We start from the raw sequence: 13,356 nt of genomic DNA, 5'->3' as shown, positions 1-13,356 counted from the left end.
ACACATGCGCCGCCAGCGTTGGGCTATTTCTTCTGTCGCGCCCGGCGTGCCGGCCTGACCACCGCCGACGTCCGAGGTTGGGCAACTTCGTCCAGCCACAACAGGCTGCCCAGATGCGACAGAAAGCGCCGCAGGTAGTCGGGCGACAGGTCGCGCATCAGGCTCAGCGATCGCAGCACCAGCATGTGCGAGTTGAGCGGACCGGCGTTGTCGGGTGCCCGGCCGATGGCCTGCGCCACCTGGTCCTCGGCCACGATCCGGGACCAGCTTTCCCTGAAACGGCGCAGGCTCTTCATTTCAGAAGGGGCGCCGATGTCGCCGTCCAGGCCCGCATCGGGCACCGGCTCCTGCCGGGCTTGCTGGATGTGCCGGTTCAACTCGGCCAGCGGCGCGCAGGGCTGGGCGGCGCTGGCTTGCAGGCCCAGCCGGCGCACGCCCGCCGGGTCGCCCACCACGAGCAGGCGGCGCAGCTCGCGGGCCAGCTGTGGCTGGGTGGCCAGCAGCGCGGCCGCTTCCGCCTGGGCCAGCCGCCGGCCCTGCCGGACACGCTCCGCGCAGGCCGCCAACCCGCTGGCCAGCTTCGCCTCCAGAACGCGCTGCACCTCGGGCGGCTGAGTCGCCAAACGCTGCGACAGGCGCTCCAGGTGCTGGAAACGCACGGGGTCGACATGCTGCGCCCCCTCGCTGCGCAAGGTCGCCAGCGAGGGTGGCGGGTCAATGGTGCCGGCGTCACTCATGGGCCGGGGCTCGGCTGTTCGACGACTTGGGCACCGGCGCCATTTCCACCCGCCGGTTCAGGGAACGGCCCTTTTCGTTCGTGTTGGACGCCACCGGCTGCTCGGCGCCAAAGGCCGCGGCAAACACACGCGAGGACGGCATGCCGTCCTCGATCAGGGCCCGGGTGACGGTGAGCGCGCGCTGGGCCGAGAGTTCGAGGTTGTCCTCGAAACGGCGGTTGCCCTCCTGGATGCGTTTGTCGTCGGTGAAGCCACTGACCATCAGCATCTCGTCGCGCTCGCCCAGGTACACCTGCAGGGGGGGCACCAGGCTCTTGAGCAGCTGCCGGCCGTCGGGGCGCAGCTGGTCCGAGTTGAGGGGAAACAGGACGCTGCCGCTGATGCCGATGCGACCGTTGTTCAGCGTGACACGCCCGGCCTGCAAGGGAATGGCCAGCGCCTTTTCGAGCGCCATGCGGCGCTGCTCTTCCACCCGGCGCTTCTGGACCTCGGCCTCGAGGTTGGCCACCAGGTCCATCTGCACCACCAGCACACCCACCAGGATCAGCACAAAGGCGCCCAGCAGGCCCGACATCAGGTCGCCAAACACCGCCCAGACCGGCGCGGTCTGTTCCATGCCTTCGTCCGTGTCGTGCAGACCGGTCATGCCACGCTCCCTTCCGCCAGTGCCACCGGCTGGCCGCGCAGCCGGCGCAGGTCCTCCACCAGGCCCTGCTGCGAGCTGATGCTCAGGTCGATCACCTCACGCGCCTGGGCCACGTAGTAGGCGAGCTGTTCGTCGCTGCGCGCCATGGACTGCTGCAGCGTGCCTTCGATGCGCTGCAGGCTGTCGATCAGCTTCTCGTTGGTCGCGTTGAACAGCTGCACGCCATGGCCGAAGGCTTCGCCCAGCGAGGCCAGCTCGATCGCGCTGCCGCTGACGTGGGCCACCAGGCCTGTGGCCTGCCCGGCCTGCGCGTCCAGCGCCTGCGCGAACTGGCTGCCGGCCCGCTCAAACACCGCCGTCGCCGAAGCCACCAGGGACTCTACCGCGGCCCGCTGCTCACCCGACGCCTGCTGGATGGTCTGCAGCAGCGCCCCGATTTTTTCCATCACGCCCGTTCGCTCCTCCAGCGCCAGGGTGTCGCGTTCGGTGAGCCGGGTCATCTCCCGCCGCCACTGGGCGATCACCTCGGCCGCCGCCTGGGGCACCTCGGACGCCGTTTGCAGCAGCCGGGTCATGGGCGCTTCGAGCGCGTTCCCCAGGGTGGCCAGCTGCGCGGCCAGCGCCGCCTGCAGCTCGCCCAGGCGCGCCACGGCCGCGTCGCCGCGCCGGGCCTCCTCGTCGCGCAACGCGCCCAGCTCGAAGCGCCAGACAGCGGCCAGCTGCTCCATGCGCTCGCCTTGCTGTTGTTGCCACTGGGCTTCGGTGTCGATGCGCGCACGCACCAGGGCCTCGGATTGCCCCAGCAAGCGGGCCATGTCGTCCAGCGTCTGGCCCGCTTGCCGGCTGGCGCGCTCGGTGATCTCGCCAGCGGTCTTCTCCAGCGTCTGGCACACGGCCTGCTGCTGCGCGAGGGTCTGCGTGCCCACCTGCTGCCACTCGCCGTGCAGCGTGGCGGCCATGGACTGCAGGGCCTGTGTCCAGGTGGCAAGGCGTTGGGCGTCCGCGGCGGCCTGGTCGGCGTGCGCCTGCGCCGCGGCGGCCTGTACCTTGCCCAGCAACGCACCGGCGCGCTGCTCGAAGGTCTCGGTGAAGCCGCCCAGGGTCCGGCCCAGGCCATCGGCCAGGCGTTCGCTGCTGCGCTCGTGTTGCTGCAGGGCAGCCGCCCAGCCCTCGGACACGCCACGGGCCGTGGCACCGAAGGCCGTCGACAGGCCGTCGAGCTGGACCTGCGCCGCGTCGATCTGGCGCTGGTGCATGCGCTGGGACTCCTGCGCGATCGCGGACATCGCGGTCTCGACCACCGGCCGGAGGCTTTCGCCCGCGGCCCGGGCGCTGGCCGCCAGGCTGTCCTGGAGCGAACGGCCGACCCGGTCGGCCAGGTCGGTGTAGGCCTGGCCCGCGTCGCGGTGGAACTGCTGCTGCTGCCCCAGGAGCTGTTCGTTCAGCTGCTGGCTGCGGCGTTCCAACCCATTCATCATGGCGTTCAGGCGCTCCACCACGTCGGGCAGCGCATGGGCCTGCAACTGCAGCGCCTTGAAAGTTTCCTGGCGCTGGTGCACCAGCGAAAACGGCCGCAGAACCGTGGCGATGCGCGTGTCCAGTTGCCGTGCCACCTCCGCGCGCTCGCGCCGGCACAGGGCCGACATCAGCCCCAGCATGGCGGACGCGGCCACGCCGGCCACCGAGGTGCCGAACGACAGGCCCAGCCCCTTGATCGGGGCCGCCAGCGCCGACCGGATGGCCTGGAGGTCGGTCGAGCCTTCCAGGGCGAACACGGCGCCCTTGAAGGTCACGACCATGCCCAGGAAGGTGCCCAGCATGCCCAGCATCACCAGCAGCCCCACGAGGTAAGGCGTCAGCGCCGGGCCGGGCAGGACCACACGCTCCCCTTCGATGCGCAGGCGCACCGGGTTGCGCAGCGAGGCCGGTACGCCATCGAGCCAGGCGGCCATGTCCGGCACCGGCTGCGGCAACTGGGCCAGCGAACGCGCCAGCGCGGACGTGGCGGCGCGGAACTGCCGCAGTTCATGGGCGCCCAGCACATAGGCGGCGGCGATCACCACGGTCATGAGCAGGGCCAGCCCGCTGGACCCGACAAAGCCCCAACCCACCCAGGCCACGGCCACCAGGCCCAAGGCAAAAGCAACGGCAAAAAAGATTCTGTTCATTGTGATTTCCGGGCGTCGTGGCCCATGGCTTCCATCATTCCCATGACCGGCTGCAGACGCAGGTCGAGTTCCGCTTGCAGGACGGCCTGCCACTCCTGGCCGAACACGTCCAGCCGCCCGCTCTGGCGCAGGTGCTCGAAGCGCCGCTCCAGCAGCACAGGCACCTTGGCGAGCAGCTTCTGCTCGCGGCCGGCGAGCGACTGGCCCAGCACGGCGTCCAGCCCGGCCAGCTGCCGGAGCCTGGGCGAGACCCGGGACAAGGCCTGCCGGACGCGGTCCCGCAGGGGTTCTATCTTCAATTCCATCTGACGTTGCTGCTCGGCATACCGCTGGCGGTAGGGGGTGTACCCGGCCTCCGCGTCCGCGTCCGCCTGCGTCTCGGGCACCGGGGCCGCGATGGCCTTCACCAGCGCGCTCCGCACCCGCTGGACATCGGCCGCCACGGCGGTGCTGGCGGCCGCGCGCGCATCCGGCGGCGGGCCGTCGGCGGACGCCCGGACCGGTTGCTGCACCGCATGCAGCTTGACGGCATCAAAGGCGTTCAACCACAGGCTGAGTTTTTCCGCAAAGTCCTGGTCGGATGCCGCCACCCCCACACCGGTCGAATCACTGAGCAAACGAACAAGTCTCGAACTGCTGAAGTTCCTGTGCAAATCCATACCTTCGAATCACTGGGACAAATCACCATGGGTCACCCATGGTGGGGCGTTGGCGGTCGTCCTGACCCCACCCGCCGGGAATCCACGCCAGTCGTCACACGACCGATCACCGCGGCATTCCACGCCAGCAGCAGGCGGTACCGGCCCAAAACCTTGGGCCGTGGCGCAGCTGCCAGGGGGTGATTAGAAACGATCCGCCGCGCCGTCCGTCGGCGGGCGGCCAGCGCCCATAATGCGCCGACCGGTGTGAATGAGGAGACCCGATTGAGAACACGACGAGAACTGCTGCTGGCCGCGGGCGCCCTGTGCGCGAGCGGCCTGGCAACGGCCCAGAGCTGGCCGGCCAGGCCCATCCGCCTGGTCGTGCCCTTCACACCGGGGGGCAGTTCCGACCTGCTGGGCCGTGCCATCGGCCAGAAGCTCAGCGAGAGCCTGGGCCAGCCGGTGGTCATCGACAACGTGCCGGGTGCCGGCGGATCGCTGGGTGCCGACCGCGTGGCCAAGGCCGCGCCCGACGGCCACACCCTGCTGATGGGTCACATCGGCACCCACGCCGTCAACCCGCTGATCGTGCCCAACCTGTCCTACGATCCGGTGAAACACTTCGCGCCGGTGGCCTGGGTGGCCAACGTGCCCAATGTGCTGGTGGTGCACCCCTCGGTGCCGGCGCGCAACCTCAAGGAGTTGGTGGCCCTGGCCCGCGCCAGGCCGGGCCAGCTCAACTACGGCACCGGGGGCAACGGCAGCGCCGCGCACCTGGCCACCGAATACCTCAAGCTGCGGACCCAGACCTTCATCGTCCACGTGCCCTACCGCGGCGCCGCGCCCGCCATCACCGACCTGGTGGCAGGCCAGACCCAGCTGATCTTCACCGGCGCCCCGGCGCTCACCCCCTTCGTGAAATCGGGTCAGCTGCGCGCGCTGGCGGTGTCGAGCAGCAAGCGGCTGGAAGCACTGCCCGACGTGCCCACGGTGGCCGAAAGCGGCTACCCGGGCTTCGAGGCCGACCAGTGGTACGGCGTGCTCGCGCCCGCCGGCACGCCGCCGGACATCGTGCGCAAGCTCAACAGCCACATCAACCAGGCCCTGGCCACGCCCGAACTGCGCCAGCGCCTGCAAAGCGAGGGCGCGGTGGCCATGCCCGCCACGCCAGAGGCCTTCGGCAGCCTGATCGCGCGCGAACTCGACCGCTGGCGCCCGGTGGTCAAGGCCGGCAACATCCGGCCCAATTAGGGCCTGTTCACAGGCGGCTCAGCAGCCGCGCCGGGTTGAGCACCACCTTCACCTCCTCGGCCGCCACGCTGGCCTTGACCTCGTAGGCGCGCTCGGTGGTGTCGCGCAACGCCGGCTCGCCCAGGGGCATGCCCTGGCGCCCGATGATGCTGAACACGGTGGGGGTGTTGGCACGCCGGCCGCGCTTGACCACCACCGCCACCTCGTCGTTGGCCAGGCGCACGAAGCTGCCTGGCAGGTAGATGCCCAGCGTGCGCACGAACACCGCGCCGGTGGCATTGGCCTCGCCCTTTTCGTTGAGGTAAATGCCACGGGCGGCCTGCTGCGACAGCAGGGCCGGACGCGACTTGCGCGGGCTGATGCGCGCCACGAAGACGTCGGCCAGGCACAGCAGCTGCAGCGCCGGGTGCGAGGCCGCCCCTTCGGGCGCGCCGTGGTGTTCGGCCACCAGCTTGAGCCACAGCGGGTCGCCCACGCCCAGGCCCTTGAGCACCTCGACAGTACGCTGCGGGTGGTTCTGTACCTCACGGCGCTGCTCGTCGGTCAGCGGCCCGGACTGGCGCGCCAGCTCGTCCTGCAGCCGCGCCATGCCCAGGTTCATGGTGATGGCGGCGCGGAACAGCGAAGCGCGGTCCGCCTCCGACAGCCCGGCCACCGGGGCCACCAGCTCGCACATCGTGGCCGACAAGAGCGCATGGGCGGCGCAATAGCTCAGGTTGCGGTCCTGCAGCAGGCTCACCAGCATGAACAGCGCCTGGTCAGGCCGGAAGGCCACCAGCCGCTGGGCCTTGGCCTCCAGCGCGGTGAGCCGGGACACAAAATCCTGCGCCTGGGCGCCCTGGTGCAACAAGGTGGTCAGCGAGGCGTGCAGGTCGGGCCAATCGGACACGGGCTCGAGCAGTTCGCGCTCGGTGCCCCGGCTCACCTCGCTGGGCAGGCCGGCCTGGGCAATTTCGTCCAGCGTGTGGTTGCGCCGCACCATCTGATCGAGCTGGGTGGTGTAGCTGTAGCTCCAGGCGCGGTAGTCGGTTTCGGTGATGACGGGCGAGTGCGCCATCAGGTTCTGCAGATGCCGTTCGCCTTCGATGACCTCGCCCTTGCGCAGCAACAGCGTGCCGTTCGGCTCCCAGATGTTGACCGGGATCGGTTTGTTGAGTTGCAAGCCCTCCAGGGGCAGGGGAACATAAAACGACATGGCGTTTGACAAACGAAGGGCACGGGGAAACGTGAAGGAAGTTTAGACATAATGGCACAAAGCCTCGTTGCCCCCTACCCGCCCGCATGCCATGAAAGACAGCCAGACCACGCCGATCGCCGTCGAAGAGCTGCGCATTGGCATGTTTGTGCACCTGGATCTGGGCTGGATGGACCACCCCTTCCCGCTCAGCAGCTTCAAGATCAACAGCCCGCAGCAGTTGGAAACCCTGCGCTCGCTGGGCCTGAAGACGGTGCGGTATTCCCCCGAGAAAAGCGACGCACCGGCCCCCGCTGCCGACCAGGTGGTGGCCAAGGACGTGCTGTCGCCAGAGGCCGAGGCCCGCGCCCTGGCCCAGGCCGAGGCCGAGCAGCAGCGCCTGGCCCGCCGCGCGCAGTTGCAGGCGCAGAAGTCCAGCCTGCTCCAGTGCGAGAAGCAGTTTGCCGAAGCCGCCCGCAGCTACCGCCAGCTGGTCGATGAGGTCGACAGCAACCTGGCGGCGGCCCGCACCCGCTGCGAGGGCGTGATCAACGGCTTTCTGCAGCAGATGCTGGGCGACGGCGACGCCGTGATCCGCCTGCTCTCGGAGGGACTGGGCGACCGCGCGGCCCTGCACTCGGTCAACGTCACGGTGTTGTGCCTGCTGCTGGGCAAGGCCATGGGCCTGTCACACGAGACCCTGGGCGACCTGGGCCGGGCGGCCATGCTGCACGACATGGGCAAGCAGCAGTTGCCCGACCGCGTGCGCTTCCGCGAGGACCACTTCACCCCGGCCGAACACAAGCTCTACCAGAGCCACGTGGGCCACGGCGCCATGCTGGGCAAGCAGCTGGGCCTGTCGGTCAACGCGCTGCTGGGCATCTCGCAGCACCACGAGATGGCGGACGGGACCGGCTTCCCGCTGGGCCTCAAGGACGACAAGATCGGCCCGCTGGCCAAGATCCTGGCCCTGGTCAACCGCTACGACAACCTGTGCAACCCGGGCAACCCGTCGGGCGCGCTGACGCCACACGAAGCGCTGTCGCTGATCTTCGCGCAGATGAAGACCCGCTTCGACACCCAGACACTGGGCGCCTTCATCCGCATGATGGGGGTGTACCCGCCGGGCTCGGTGGTGCAGCTGGTCGACGCCCGCTACGCCATGGTGGTGTCGGTCAACTCCTCGCGCCCGCTGCGTCCCCGCATCATCGTGCACGAGCCGTCGGTGCCCAAGGACGAGGCGCTGATCCTGGACCTGGAGCAGGCGCAGGACCTGGGCATCAAGCGCAGCGTGCGCCCTCTGCAGTTGCCCAAGGCCACCATCGACTACCTGTCGCCACGGCAGCGCATCTGCTACTTCTTTGAACGCGCCGCCGATCCGCTGGTGGTGGCCAGCGGCGCATGAAGGCCATCGACTGGACGCCGCTGATCGAAGGCATGCTCGAGGCGGTGTGGGTGGTCGACCCGCTGAGCCTGCGCATCGTTGCCGTCAACCAGGCCGCCTGCCAGCTGCAGGCGCTCACGCGCGACGAGATGATCGGCCGCCCGGTGATCGAGATGACGGCCTCGCCGGAGGACATGTTCTTCTGGGAGGACGTGGCCGCCGGCCAGAGCGACCACATCCAGTCGGAAACCCTGCTGCGGCGCGCCGACGGCCGGGCGGTGCAGGTCGAGCGCCGCGTCAGCCGCGTGCGCGCCGACGACATGCTGCGCTTCTACGTGGTGGGCATCCTCGACCACAGCGAACAACGCCGGGTGGAAGGCGAGCTGGAGAAGCTGGTGGCCGAACTGCGCGCCACGCTGGAGTCGACCGCCGATGGCATCCTGGTGTGTGACCTGGACGGTGGCATACGCGGCTACAACCAGCACTTCGCCCAGCTCTGGGACATCCCGCAGGCCCTGCTGATGGCGCGCGACGACGCGGCCATCCACGCCCATCTGGCCACCCACGTTGCCGACACAGAGCATTACAGCCAGCGCCTGAGGCAGATCACGCGGTCGCCGCTGCTGGAAGGCAACGACCTGCTGGTGCTGCGTTCGGGCCGCGTGCTGGAGCGGGTGACGCTCCCGCAGTACGGCCGCGGACGTCCCATCGGCCGGGTCTACTCCTTCCGGGACATCACCGACCGGCTGGCCGCCGAAACCCAACTGCAGCTGGCCGCCAAGGTGTTCGAGTCCAGCCTGGACGCCATCTTCGTCACCGACCCGGCCTACCGCATTCTGGTGGTCAACCCGTCGGCCGGGCGCTTGCTGCAGTGCGAGCCGCCCACGCTGCTGGGCAGTTCCTCGCGCGACCTGTTCTTCTCGCCGCACGACCCCGAGCTGACCGCGCAGATCGACGAGAAGCTGGTCCAGAACGGGTTCTGGGAAGGCGAAGTCTGGCACCGCCGCCCGGACGGTTCGGCCTTCGCGGTGCTGGCCTCGTGGGTGTTGCTGCGCGACAGCGACGGCAACCCACGCAACATCGTGGTGTTCGCCAAGGACCTGACCGAGAAACTGGCCGCGCAGCAGCGCATCGAACAGCTGGCCTACAGCGATCCGCTGACCGGCCTGCCCAACCGGCTGCTGCTGACCGAACGTGTCGAGCACGCCCTGCACCTGGCGCAGCGCGAAAACACCACCTTCGCCATCCTGTTCCTCGACCTCGACCGCTTCAAGCAGATCAACGACTCACTGGGCCACCTGTTTGGCGACCGCGTGCTGATCGAGGTGGCGCACCGGCTCAAGGGCTGCCTGCGCCAGACCGACACGCTGAGCCGCCTGGGCGGCGACGAATTCGTCATCCACCTGCACGAGGCCGACGCACGCGCGGCCGAAGTCACGGCGCAACGCATCCTGGATGCGCTGAGCAAGCCGGTCGAGCTCGACGGCATGCACTTCACCATCAGCTGCAGCATGGGCATTGCCATGCAGCCCGGCGATGGCCGCACGCTGGACGAACTGATCAAACACGCCGACACCGCGATGTACCGGGTGAAGGAACGCGGCAAGGGCAATTTCCGCTTCTACCAACCGCAGATGAACGTGGACCTGCTGGCGCGGGTCAAGATGGACCACGCCATGCGCCAGGCCCTGGCGGACAGCCGGTTTGCCCTGCACTACCAACCCCAGGTGGACACCGTCTCGGGGGCGCTGCGGGCCTGCGAGGCCTTGCTGCGCTGGAACGATCCCCAGCTGGGCCAGGTGTCGCCCGGCATCTTCATTCCGGTGGCGGAGGAAACGGGCTTCATCGTCCAGGTCGGCCTGTGGGTGCTGCAGGAAGCGGTGCGCCAGGCCGCCTCGTGGGCCACCGCCGGGCACCCGCTGCGGGTGTCGGTCAACGTCTCGGCGCTGCAATTCCAGCACAGCCAGTTCGCCGCGACCGTGGCCGACTGCTTGCTCGAACACGGCCTGGACCCCGCGCTGCTGGAACTGGAGCTGACCGAATCCATCCTGATCCACGACGCCGACGAAGCGCTGGAACGCCTGCAGGCACTGGCCGCGCTGGGCATCAAGCTGTCCATCGACGACTTTGGCACCGGCTATTCCAGTCTGGGCTACCTCAAGCAGTTCCCCATCCACAAGCTCAAGATCGACCGCTCTTTCATCGCCTCGCTGCACGAGCAGGAAAGCGACCGCGCCATCGTCACCGCCGTGGTGCAGATGGGCCACGCCCTGCGCCTGGAGGTGGTGGCCGAAGGCGTGGAAACCGAAACCCAGCGCGCCTTCCTGGCCCGCGTGGGCTGCGACCAGTTCCAGGGTTTCCTGCGCTCGCCAGGCCTGCCGGCGGCGGAGTTCGAATTGCGCTTCCTGTCAGGGACCTGAACCCGCTGATCGGGAAGATCGGTTGGCCTGCCGCGAAGGTGGCGGCCCACGGGACTCAGCCGACCGCCCCCAACCACCGCACCAGGTCGTCCGGCTTGAGCTGCCCCAGCTTGCGTTCGGCGACGCCGCCGCGCGAGTTGAAGGCCACCGAAAACGGCAGGCCGCCGCTGCTGTTGCCCAGGGCCTTGCTCAGCTCGGTGCCCTGCAGGCCACCGATGGCCACCGGGAATGCAAGTGGCAGCTTCTGCGTGAAACGGCGCACCGCGCTGGGCTGGTCGATCGCCACGCCCACCACCTGCCAGCCACGCGCCTGCTGCTCGCGGTAAAAGGCGTTGAGCAAGGGCAGTTCCTCCACGCAGGGCGGGCACCAGGTGGCCCAGAAGTTCACCAGCAAGGGCTTGCCACGCCACGCCGCCACCGCCAGCGGCGCACCGTCGGGTGTGTCGAATTGCTGCGACCACCACAGTTCTGCCGCGCCATCGGCAGGCGCATGGGGCTGGAACTTCCACCAGGCCCAGCCGGCGCCCAACGCGCCGGCGATGGCGGCCACGCCGCCGGTCAACAAGGATCGTTTGTTCATGTCTGTGAGAAGGCGCGCGGGCGCAAAAGTTCAGGCGTCGGCGCTGCCGGACAACAGGGCCCGCACGGCCCGCGCATCGCCGCGTGGCTTGCGCCCCTGGTCGTCCAGGTGCAGGGCACCGCGCTGGTCGTCGGCGTCGTAGACCATCAGGTGCACGCCGATGAATTCGCCCAGTGCGTCGCAGCGGCTGTTGAAGCTCAGCGCCTCGACCGGTTTTCCGTTGAAACCACTCACCGTGCGCGGCTCGTAGTCCACGCCCTTGTCGATCAGCGCCAGCTCGGCCGATTTCGGATCGTCGCAGAACAGCTGCAGGTAGATGTCGCTCAGGCGCGTGGCGGTGCCGTGCCAGACCGCGCCGCCCAGGTGCGGGCGGAACTCGGCCAGGCGCTCCATCCACAGCAGCGCCAGCTCACGCAGCGCGTGCAGCTCGGCCGGCTGCGTGTCGGCGCAGAACAGCCCGATGTACTCGCGCACGGCGGCTTCCAGCAGGCGGTTGTCGGGCAGCTCGGTGCGCTGCGGCAGGCCCAGCTGCTTGGCGGCGCGCTTCTTGGCCGGGCCATACTCCAGGCCCTCTTCCACCACCAGCCGGGCGGCAGTGGCGGCGATCTCATGCTTGACGGTGTGCAGTGCGCTGTCCATTGGGCGACATTGTGCATTGCGTGATCGGCGGGCGCTCCGTACAGTGCCCAAGACCACAAGGAGCCAAGCCCGATGCTGACCACCATGATGGACGTGCCGCTGTCGTTGAACCACCTGCTGGAACGCGCCGGCCACCTGTTCCCCACGCAGGAGATCGTGTCGCGGCTGCCGGACAAGTCGCTGGTGCGGCACAGCTACGCGCAGTGGCACCAGCGCACCCGGGCGCTGGCGGCGGCGCTGCAAGGGCTGGGCCTGCAGGCCGGCGACCGCGTGGCCACCCTGTGCTGGAACCACCACGCCCATCTGGAATGCTACTTTGGCATCCCGGCGGCCGGCGGCGTGCTCCACACCCTCAACCTGCGCCTGTCACCCGACGAGATCGGCTGGATCGCCGCCGACGCCCAGGACCGCATCCTGGTCATCGACGACATCCTGCTGCCGCTGTACGAGCAGTTCAGGCACCTGCACGCCTTCGACCACGTGCTGGTGTTCCCCTTCTCGGGCGCTCCGGTGCCGCCCGGCTTCACCGACTACGAGCAACTGCTGGCCGCTGCCGCTGGCGCCGGCCTCACCTACCCCACACACCACGAGACCGACCCGGTGGCCATGTGCTACACCTCGGGCACCACCGGACGCCCCAAAGGGGTGGTGTATTCGCACCGTTCCACCATCCTGCACACCCTGGTCGGCTGTATGGGCGACTTCTGGGGACTCAAGGGCACGGACGTGCTGCTGCCCGTCACCCCCATGTTCCACGCCAACTGCTGGGGCACGCCCTATGGCGCGGTGATGGCGGGCGTGAAGCTGGTCTTCCCCGGGCCACACCTGCACCCCGACGACTTGCTGGACCTCATGACCCTGGAGCCGCCCACGCTGTCGCTGGGGGTACCCACCATCTGGATGGGCCTGATCCAGACCTACAGCGCCGCCCAGGACCCGGCCCACCCGCAGCACGGCCGCTGGCGCCTGCCCAAGGGCATGCGCTCGCTGGTGGGTGGCGCGGCCGTGCCCGAGGCCCTGATCCGCGCCTTCGACGCCCACGGCATCTGGCTGCTGCAGGGCTGGGGCATGACCGAAACCTCGCCGCTGGCGTCCGTGTCCTACCCCAAGGCCGAGCTGCGCGATGCCCCGCCGGACGAACGCTACCGGCGCGCCGCCATGGCCGGCGTGCCGGTGCCGCTGGTGGACCTGCGCATACGCGGCGACGACGGCATGGACGCGCCCTGGGACGGCCAGGCCGTGGGCGAGATCCAGGTGCGCGGCCCCTTCATCACCGGCAGCTACCACCGGGTGCCGGTGAGCGAGGACAAGTTCACCGCCGACGGCTGGCTGCGCACCGGCGATGTGGCCTCGGTGGACACCCTGGGTTTTGTGCGCATCACCGACCGCACCAAGGACCTGATCAAGTCGGGCGGCGAATGGATCAGCTCGGTCGACTTGGAAAACGCCCTCATGGGCCACCCGGCCGTGGCCGAGGCGGCGGTCATCGCCATTCCCGACGAGAAATGGAGCGAGCGCCCGCTGGCTTGTGTGGTCATCAAACCCGACCACAACGTTGAGCCCGCCGCGCTCAACGCCCACCTGCTGACCCAGCACTTCGCGAAGTGGCAACTGCCCGAGCGCTATGAGTTCATCGCCGCGGTGCCACGCACCTCCACCGGCAAGTTCTGGAAACTCAAGTTGAGAGAACGGTTTCCGCGCTAGGGATAATCGGCG

At 69.1% G+C, this 13,356-nt stretch carries 11 protein-coding genes; 4 read left to right on the top strand and 7 right to left on the bottom strand.

Going from position 1 to position 13,356, the window contains the following annotated elements:
* Positions 1 to 23: 23 nt before the first annotated feature.
* The 4 genes from AAHB17_RS07985 to AAHB17_RS07970 are packed head-to-tail and all read right to left on the bottom strand — an operon-like array spanning position 24 to position 4,210.
* Complete coding sequence (locus tag AAHB17_RS07985) at positions 24 to 737, bottom strand: DUF2894 domain-containing protein (RefSeq protein WP_342130008.1); 714 nt, start codon at positions 735 to 737, stop codon at positions 24 to 26.
* A complete protein-coding gene (locus tag AAHB17_RS07980; protein ID WP_342130007.1) occupies positions 730 to 1,383 on the bottom strand; it encodes an OmpA family protein in 654 nt (217 codons plus the stop codon). The genes AAHB17_RS07985 and AAHB17_RS07980 overlap by 8 nt, the downstream gene beginning before the upstream one ends.
* A complete protein-coding gene (locus tag AAHB17_RS07975; RefSeq protein WP_342130006.1) occupies positions 1,380 to 3,551 on the bottom strand; it encodes a DUF802 domain-containing protein in 2,172 nt (723 codons plus the stop codon). Before AAHB17_RS07975 ends, AAHB17_RS07980 begins: the two co-directional genes overlap by 4 nt.
* Complete coding sequence (locus AAHB17_RS07970; protein WP_342130005.1) at positions 3,548 to 4,210, bottom strand: DUF3348 family protein; 663 nt, start codon at positions 4,208 to 4,210, stop codon at positions 3,548 to 3,550. Before AAHB17_RS07970 ends, AAHB17_RS07975 begins: the two co-directional genes overlap by 4 nt.
* Before the next feature lie 264 nt (positions 4,211 to 4,474).
* Here AAHB17_RS07970 and AAHB17_RS07965 point away from each other — a divergent pair, with 264 nt between their 5' ends.
* Positions 4,475 to 5,443 (top strand): Bug family tripartite tricarboxylate transporter substrate binding protein, encoded by a 969-nt coding sequence (locus AAHB17_RS07965; RefSeq protein WP_342130004.1) that lies wholly within the window; start codon positions 4,475 to 4,477, stop codon positions 5,441 to 5,443.
* 7 nt (positions 5,444 to 5,450) lie between these two features.
* On the opposite strand, the gene AAHB17_RS07960 is transcribed toward AAHB17_RS07965, so the two are convergent.
* Positions 5,451 to 6,638 carry an HD-GYP domain-containing protein gene (locus tag AAHB17_RS07960; protein WP_342130003.1) on the bottom strand — a complete coding sequence of 396 codons (1,188 nt, stop codon included), beginning with the start codon at positions 6,636 to 6,638 and terminating at the stop codon, positions 5,451 to 5,453.
* A gap of 91 nt (positions 6,639 to 6,729) precedes the next feature.
* Here AAHB17_RS07960 and AAHB17_RS07955 point away from each other — a divergent pair, with 91 nt between their 5' ends.
* On the top strand, positions 6,730 to 8,022 hold the full coding sequence (locus AAHB17_RS07955) for an HD-GYP domain-containing protein (protein WP_342130002.1): 1,293 nt from the start codon (positions 6,730 to 6,732) through the stop codon (positions 8,020 to 8,022).
* Positions 8,019 to 10,421, top strand: coding sequence for a sensor domain-containing protein (locus AAHB17_RS07950; RefSeq protein ID WP_342130001.1), 2,403 nt, complete (start codon positions 8,019 to 8,021; stop codon positions 10,419 to 10,421). Before AAHB17_RS07955 ends, AAHB17_RS07950 begins: the two co-directional genes overlap by 4 nt.
* Before the next feature lie 55 nt (positions 10,422 to 10,476).
* Here the strand turns inward: AAHB17_RS07950 and AAHB17_RS07945 are convergent, their stop codons facing one another.
* Positions 10,477 to 11,001: a TlpA family protein disulfide reductase gene (locus AAHB17_RS07945; protein ID WP_342130000.1), complete on the bottom strand. Its 525-nt coding sequence runs from the start codon at positions 10,999 to 11,001 to the stop codon at positions 10,477 to 10,479.
* Positions 11,002 to 11,031: 30 nt separating this feature from the next.
* Entirely contained in the window at positions 11,032 to 11,640 is a 609-nt protein-coding gene (locus tag AAHB17_RS07940; RefSeq protein WP_342129999.1) for a hypothetical protein, read from the bottom strand.
* Between the two features lie 72 nt (positions 11,641 to 11,712).
* Here AAHB17_RS07940 and AAHB17_RS07935 point away from each other — a divergent pair, with 72 nt between their 5' ends.
* Positions 11,713 to 13,344: a long-chain fatty acid--CoA ligase gene (locus tag AAHB17_RS07935; RefSeq protein ID WP_342129998.1), complete on the top strand. Its 1,632-nt coding sequence runs from the start codon at positions 11,713 to 11,715 to the stop codon at positions 13,342 to 13,344.
* Positions 13,345 to 13,356: the final 12 nt, after the last annotated feature.

The sequence above is a fragment of the Hydrogenophaga sp. OTU3427 genome, assembly GCF_038440225.1.
GTDB lineage: Bacteria > Pseudomonadota > Gammaproteobacteria > Burkholderiales > Burkholderiaceae_C > Hydrogenophaga.
Note: the sequence above shows the minus strand (reverse complement) of the source record. Positions and strands in the feature narration are given on the sequence as shown.

Bases quoted from the DNA above. Each gene is read 5' to 3' on its own strand.
- AAHB17_RS07955 (WP_342130002.1), top strand. From the start codon at position 6,730: ATGAAAGACAGCCAGACCACGCCGATCGCCGTCGAAGAGCTGCGCATT.
- AAHB17_RS07970 (WP_342130005.1), bottom strand. From the start codon at position 4,210: ATGGATTTGCACAGGAACTTCAGCAGTTCGAGACTTGTTCGTTTGCTC.
- AAHB17_RS07945 (WP_342130000.1), bottom strand. From the start codon at position 11,001: ATGAACAAACGATCCTTGTTGACCGGCGGCGTGGCCGCCATCGCCGGC.
- AAHB17_RS07960 (WP_342130003.1), bottom strand. From the start codon at position 6,638: ATGTCGTTTTATGTTCCCCTGCCCCTGGAGGGCTTGCAACTCAACAAA.
- AAHB17_RS07950 (WP_342130001.1), top strand. From the start codon at position 8,019: ATGAAGGCCATCGACTGGACGCCGCTGATCGAAGGCATGCTCGAGGCG.
- AAHB17_RS07940 (WP_342129999.1), bottom strand. From the start codon at position 11,640: ATGGACAGCGCACTGCACACCGTCAAGCATGAGATCGCCGCCACTGCC.
- AAHB17_RS07975 (WP_342130006.1), bottom strand. From the start codon at position 3,551: ATGAACAGAATCTTTTTTGCCGTTGCTTTTGCCTTGGGCCTGGTGGCC.
- AAHB17_RS07985 (WP_342130008.1), bottom strand. From the start codon at position 737: ATGAGTGACGCCGGCACCATTGACCCGCCACCCTCGCTGGCGACCTTG.
- AAHB17_RS07935 (WP_342129998.1), top strand. From the start codon at position 11,713: ATGCTGACCACCATGATGGACGTGCCGCTGTCGTTGAACCACCTGCTG.
- AAHB17_RS07980 (WP_342130007.1), bottom strand. From the start codon at position 1,383: ATGACCGGTCTGCACGACACGGACGAAGGCATGGAACAGACCGCGCCG.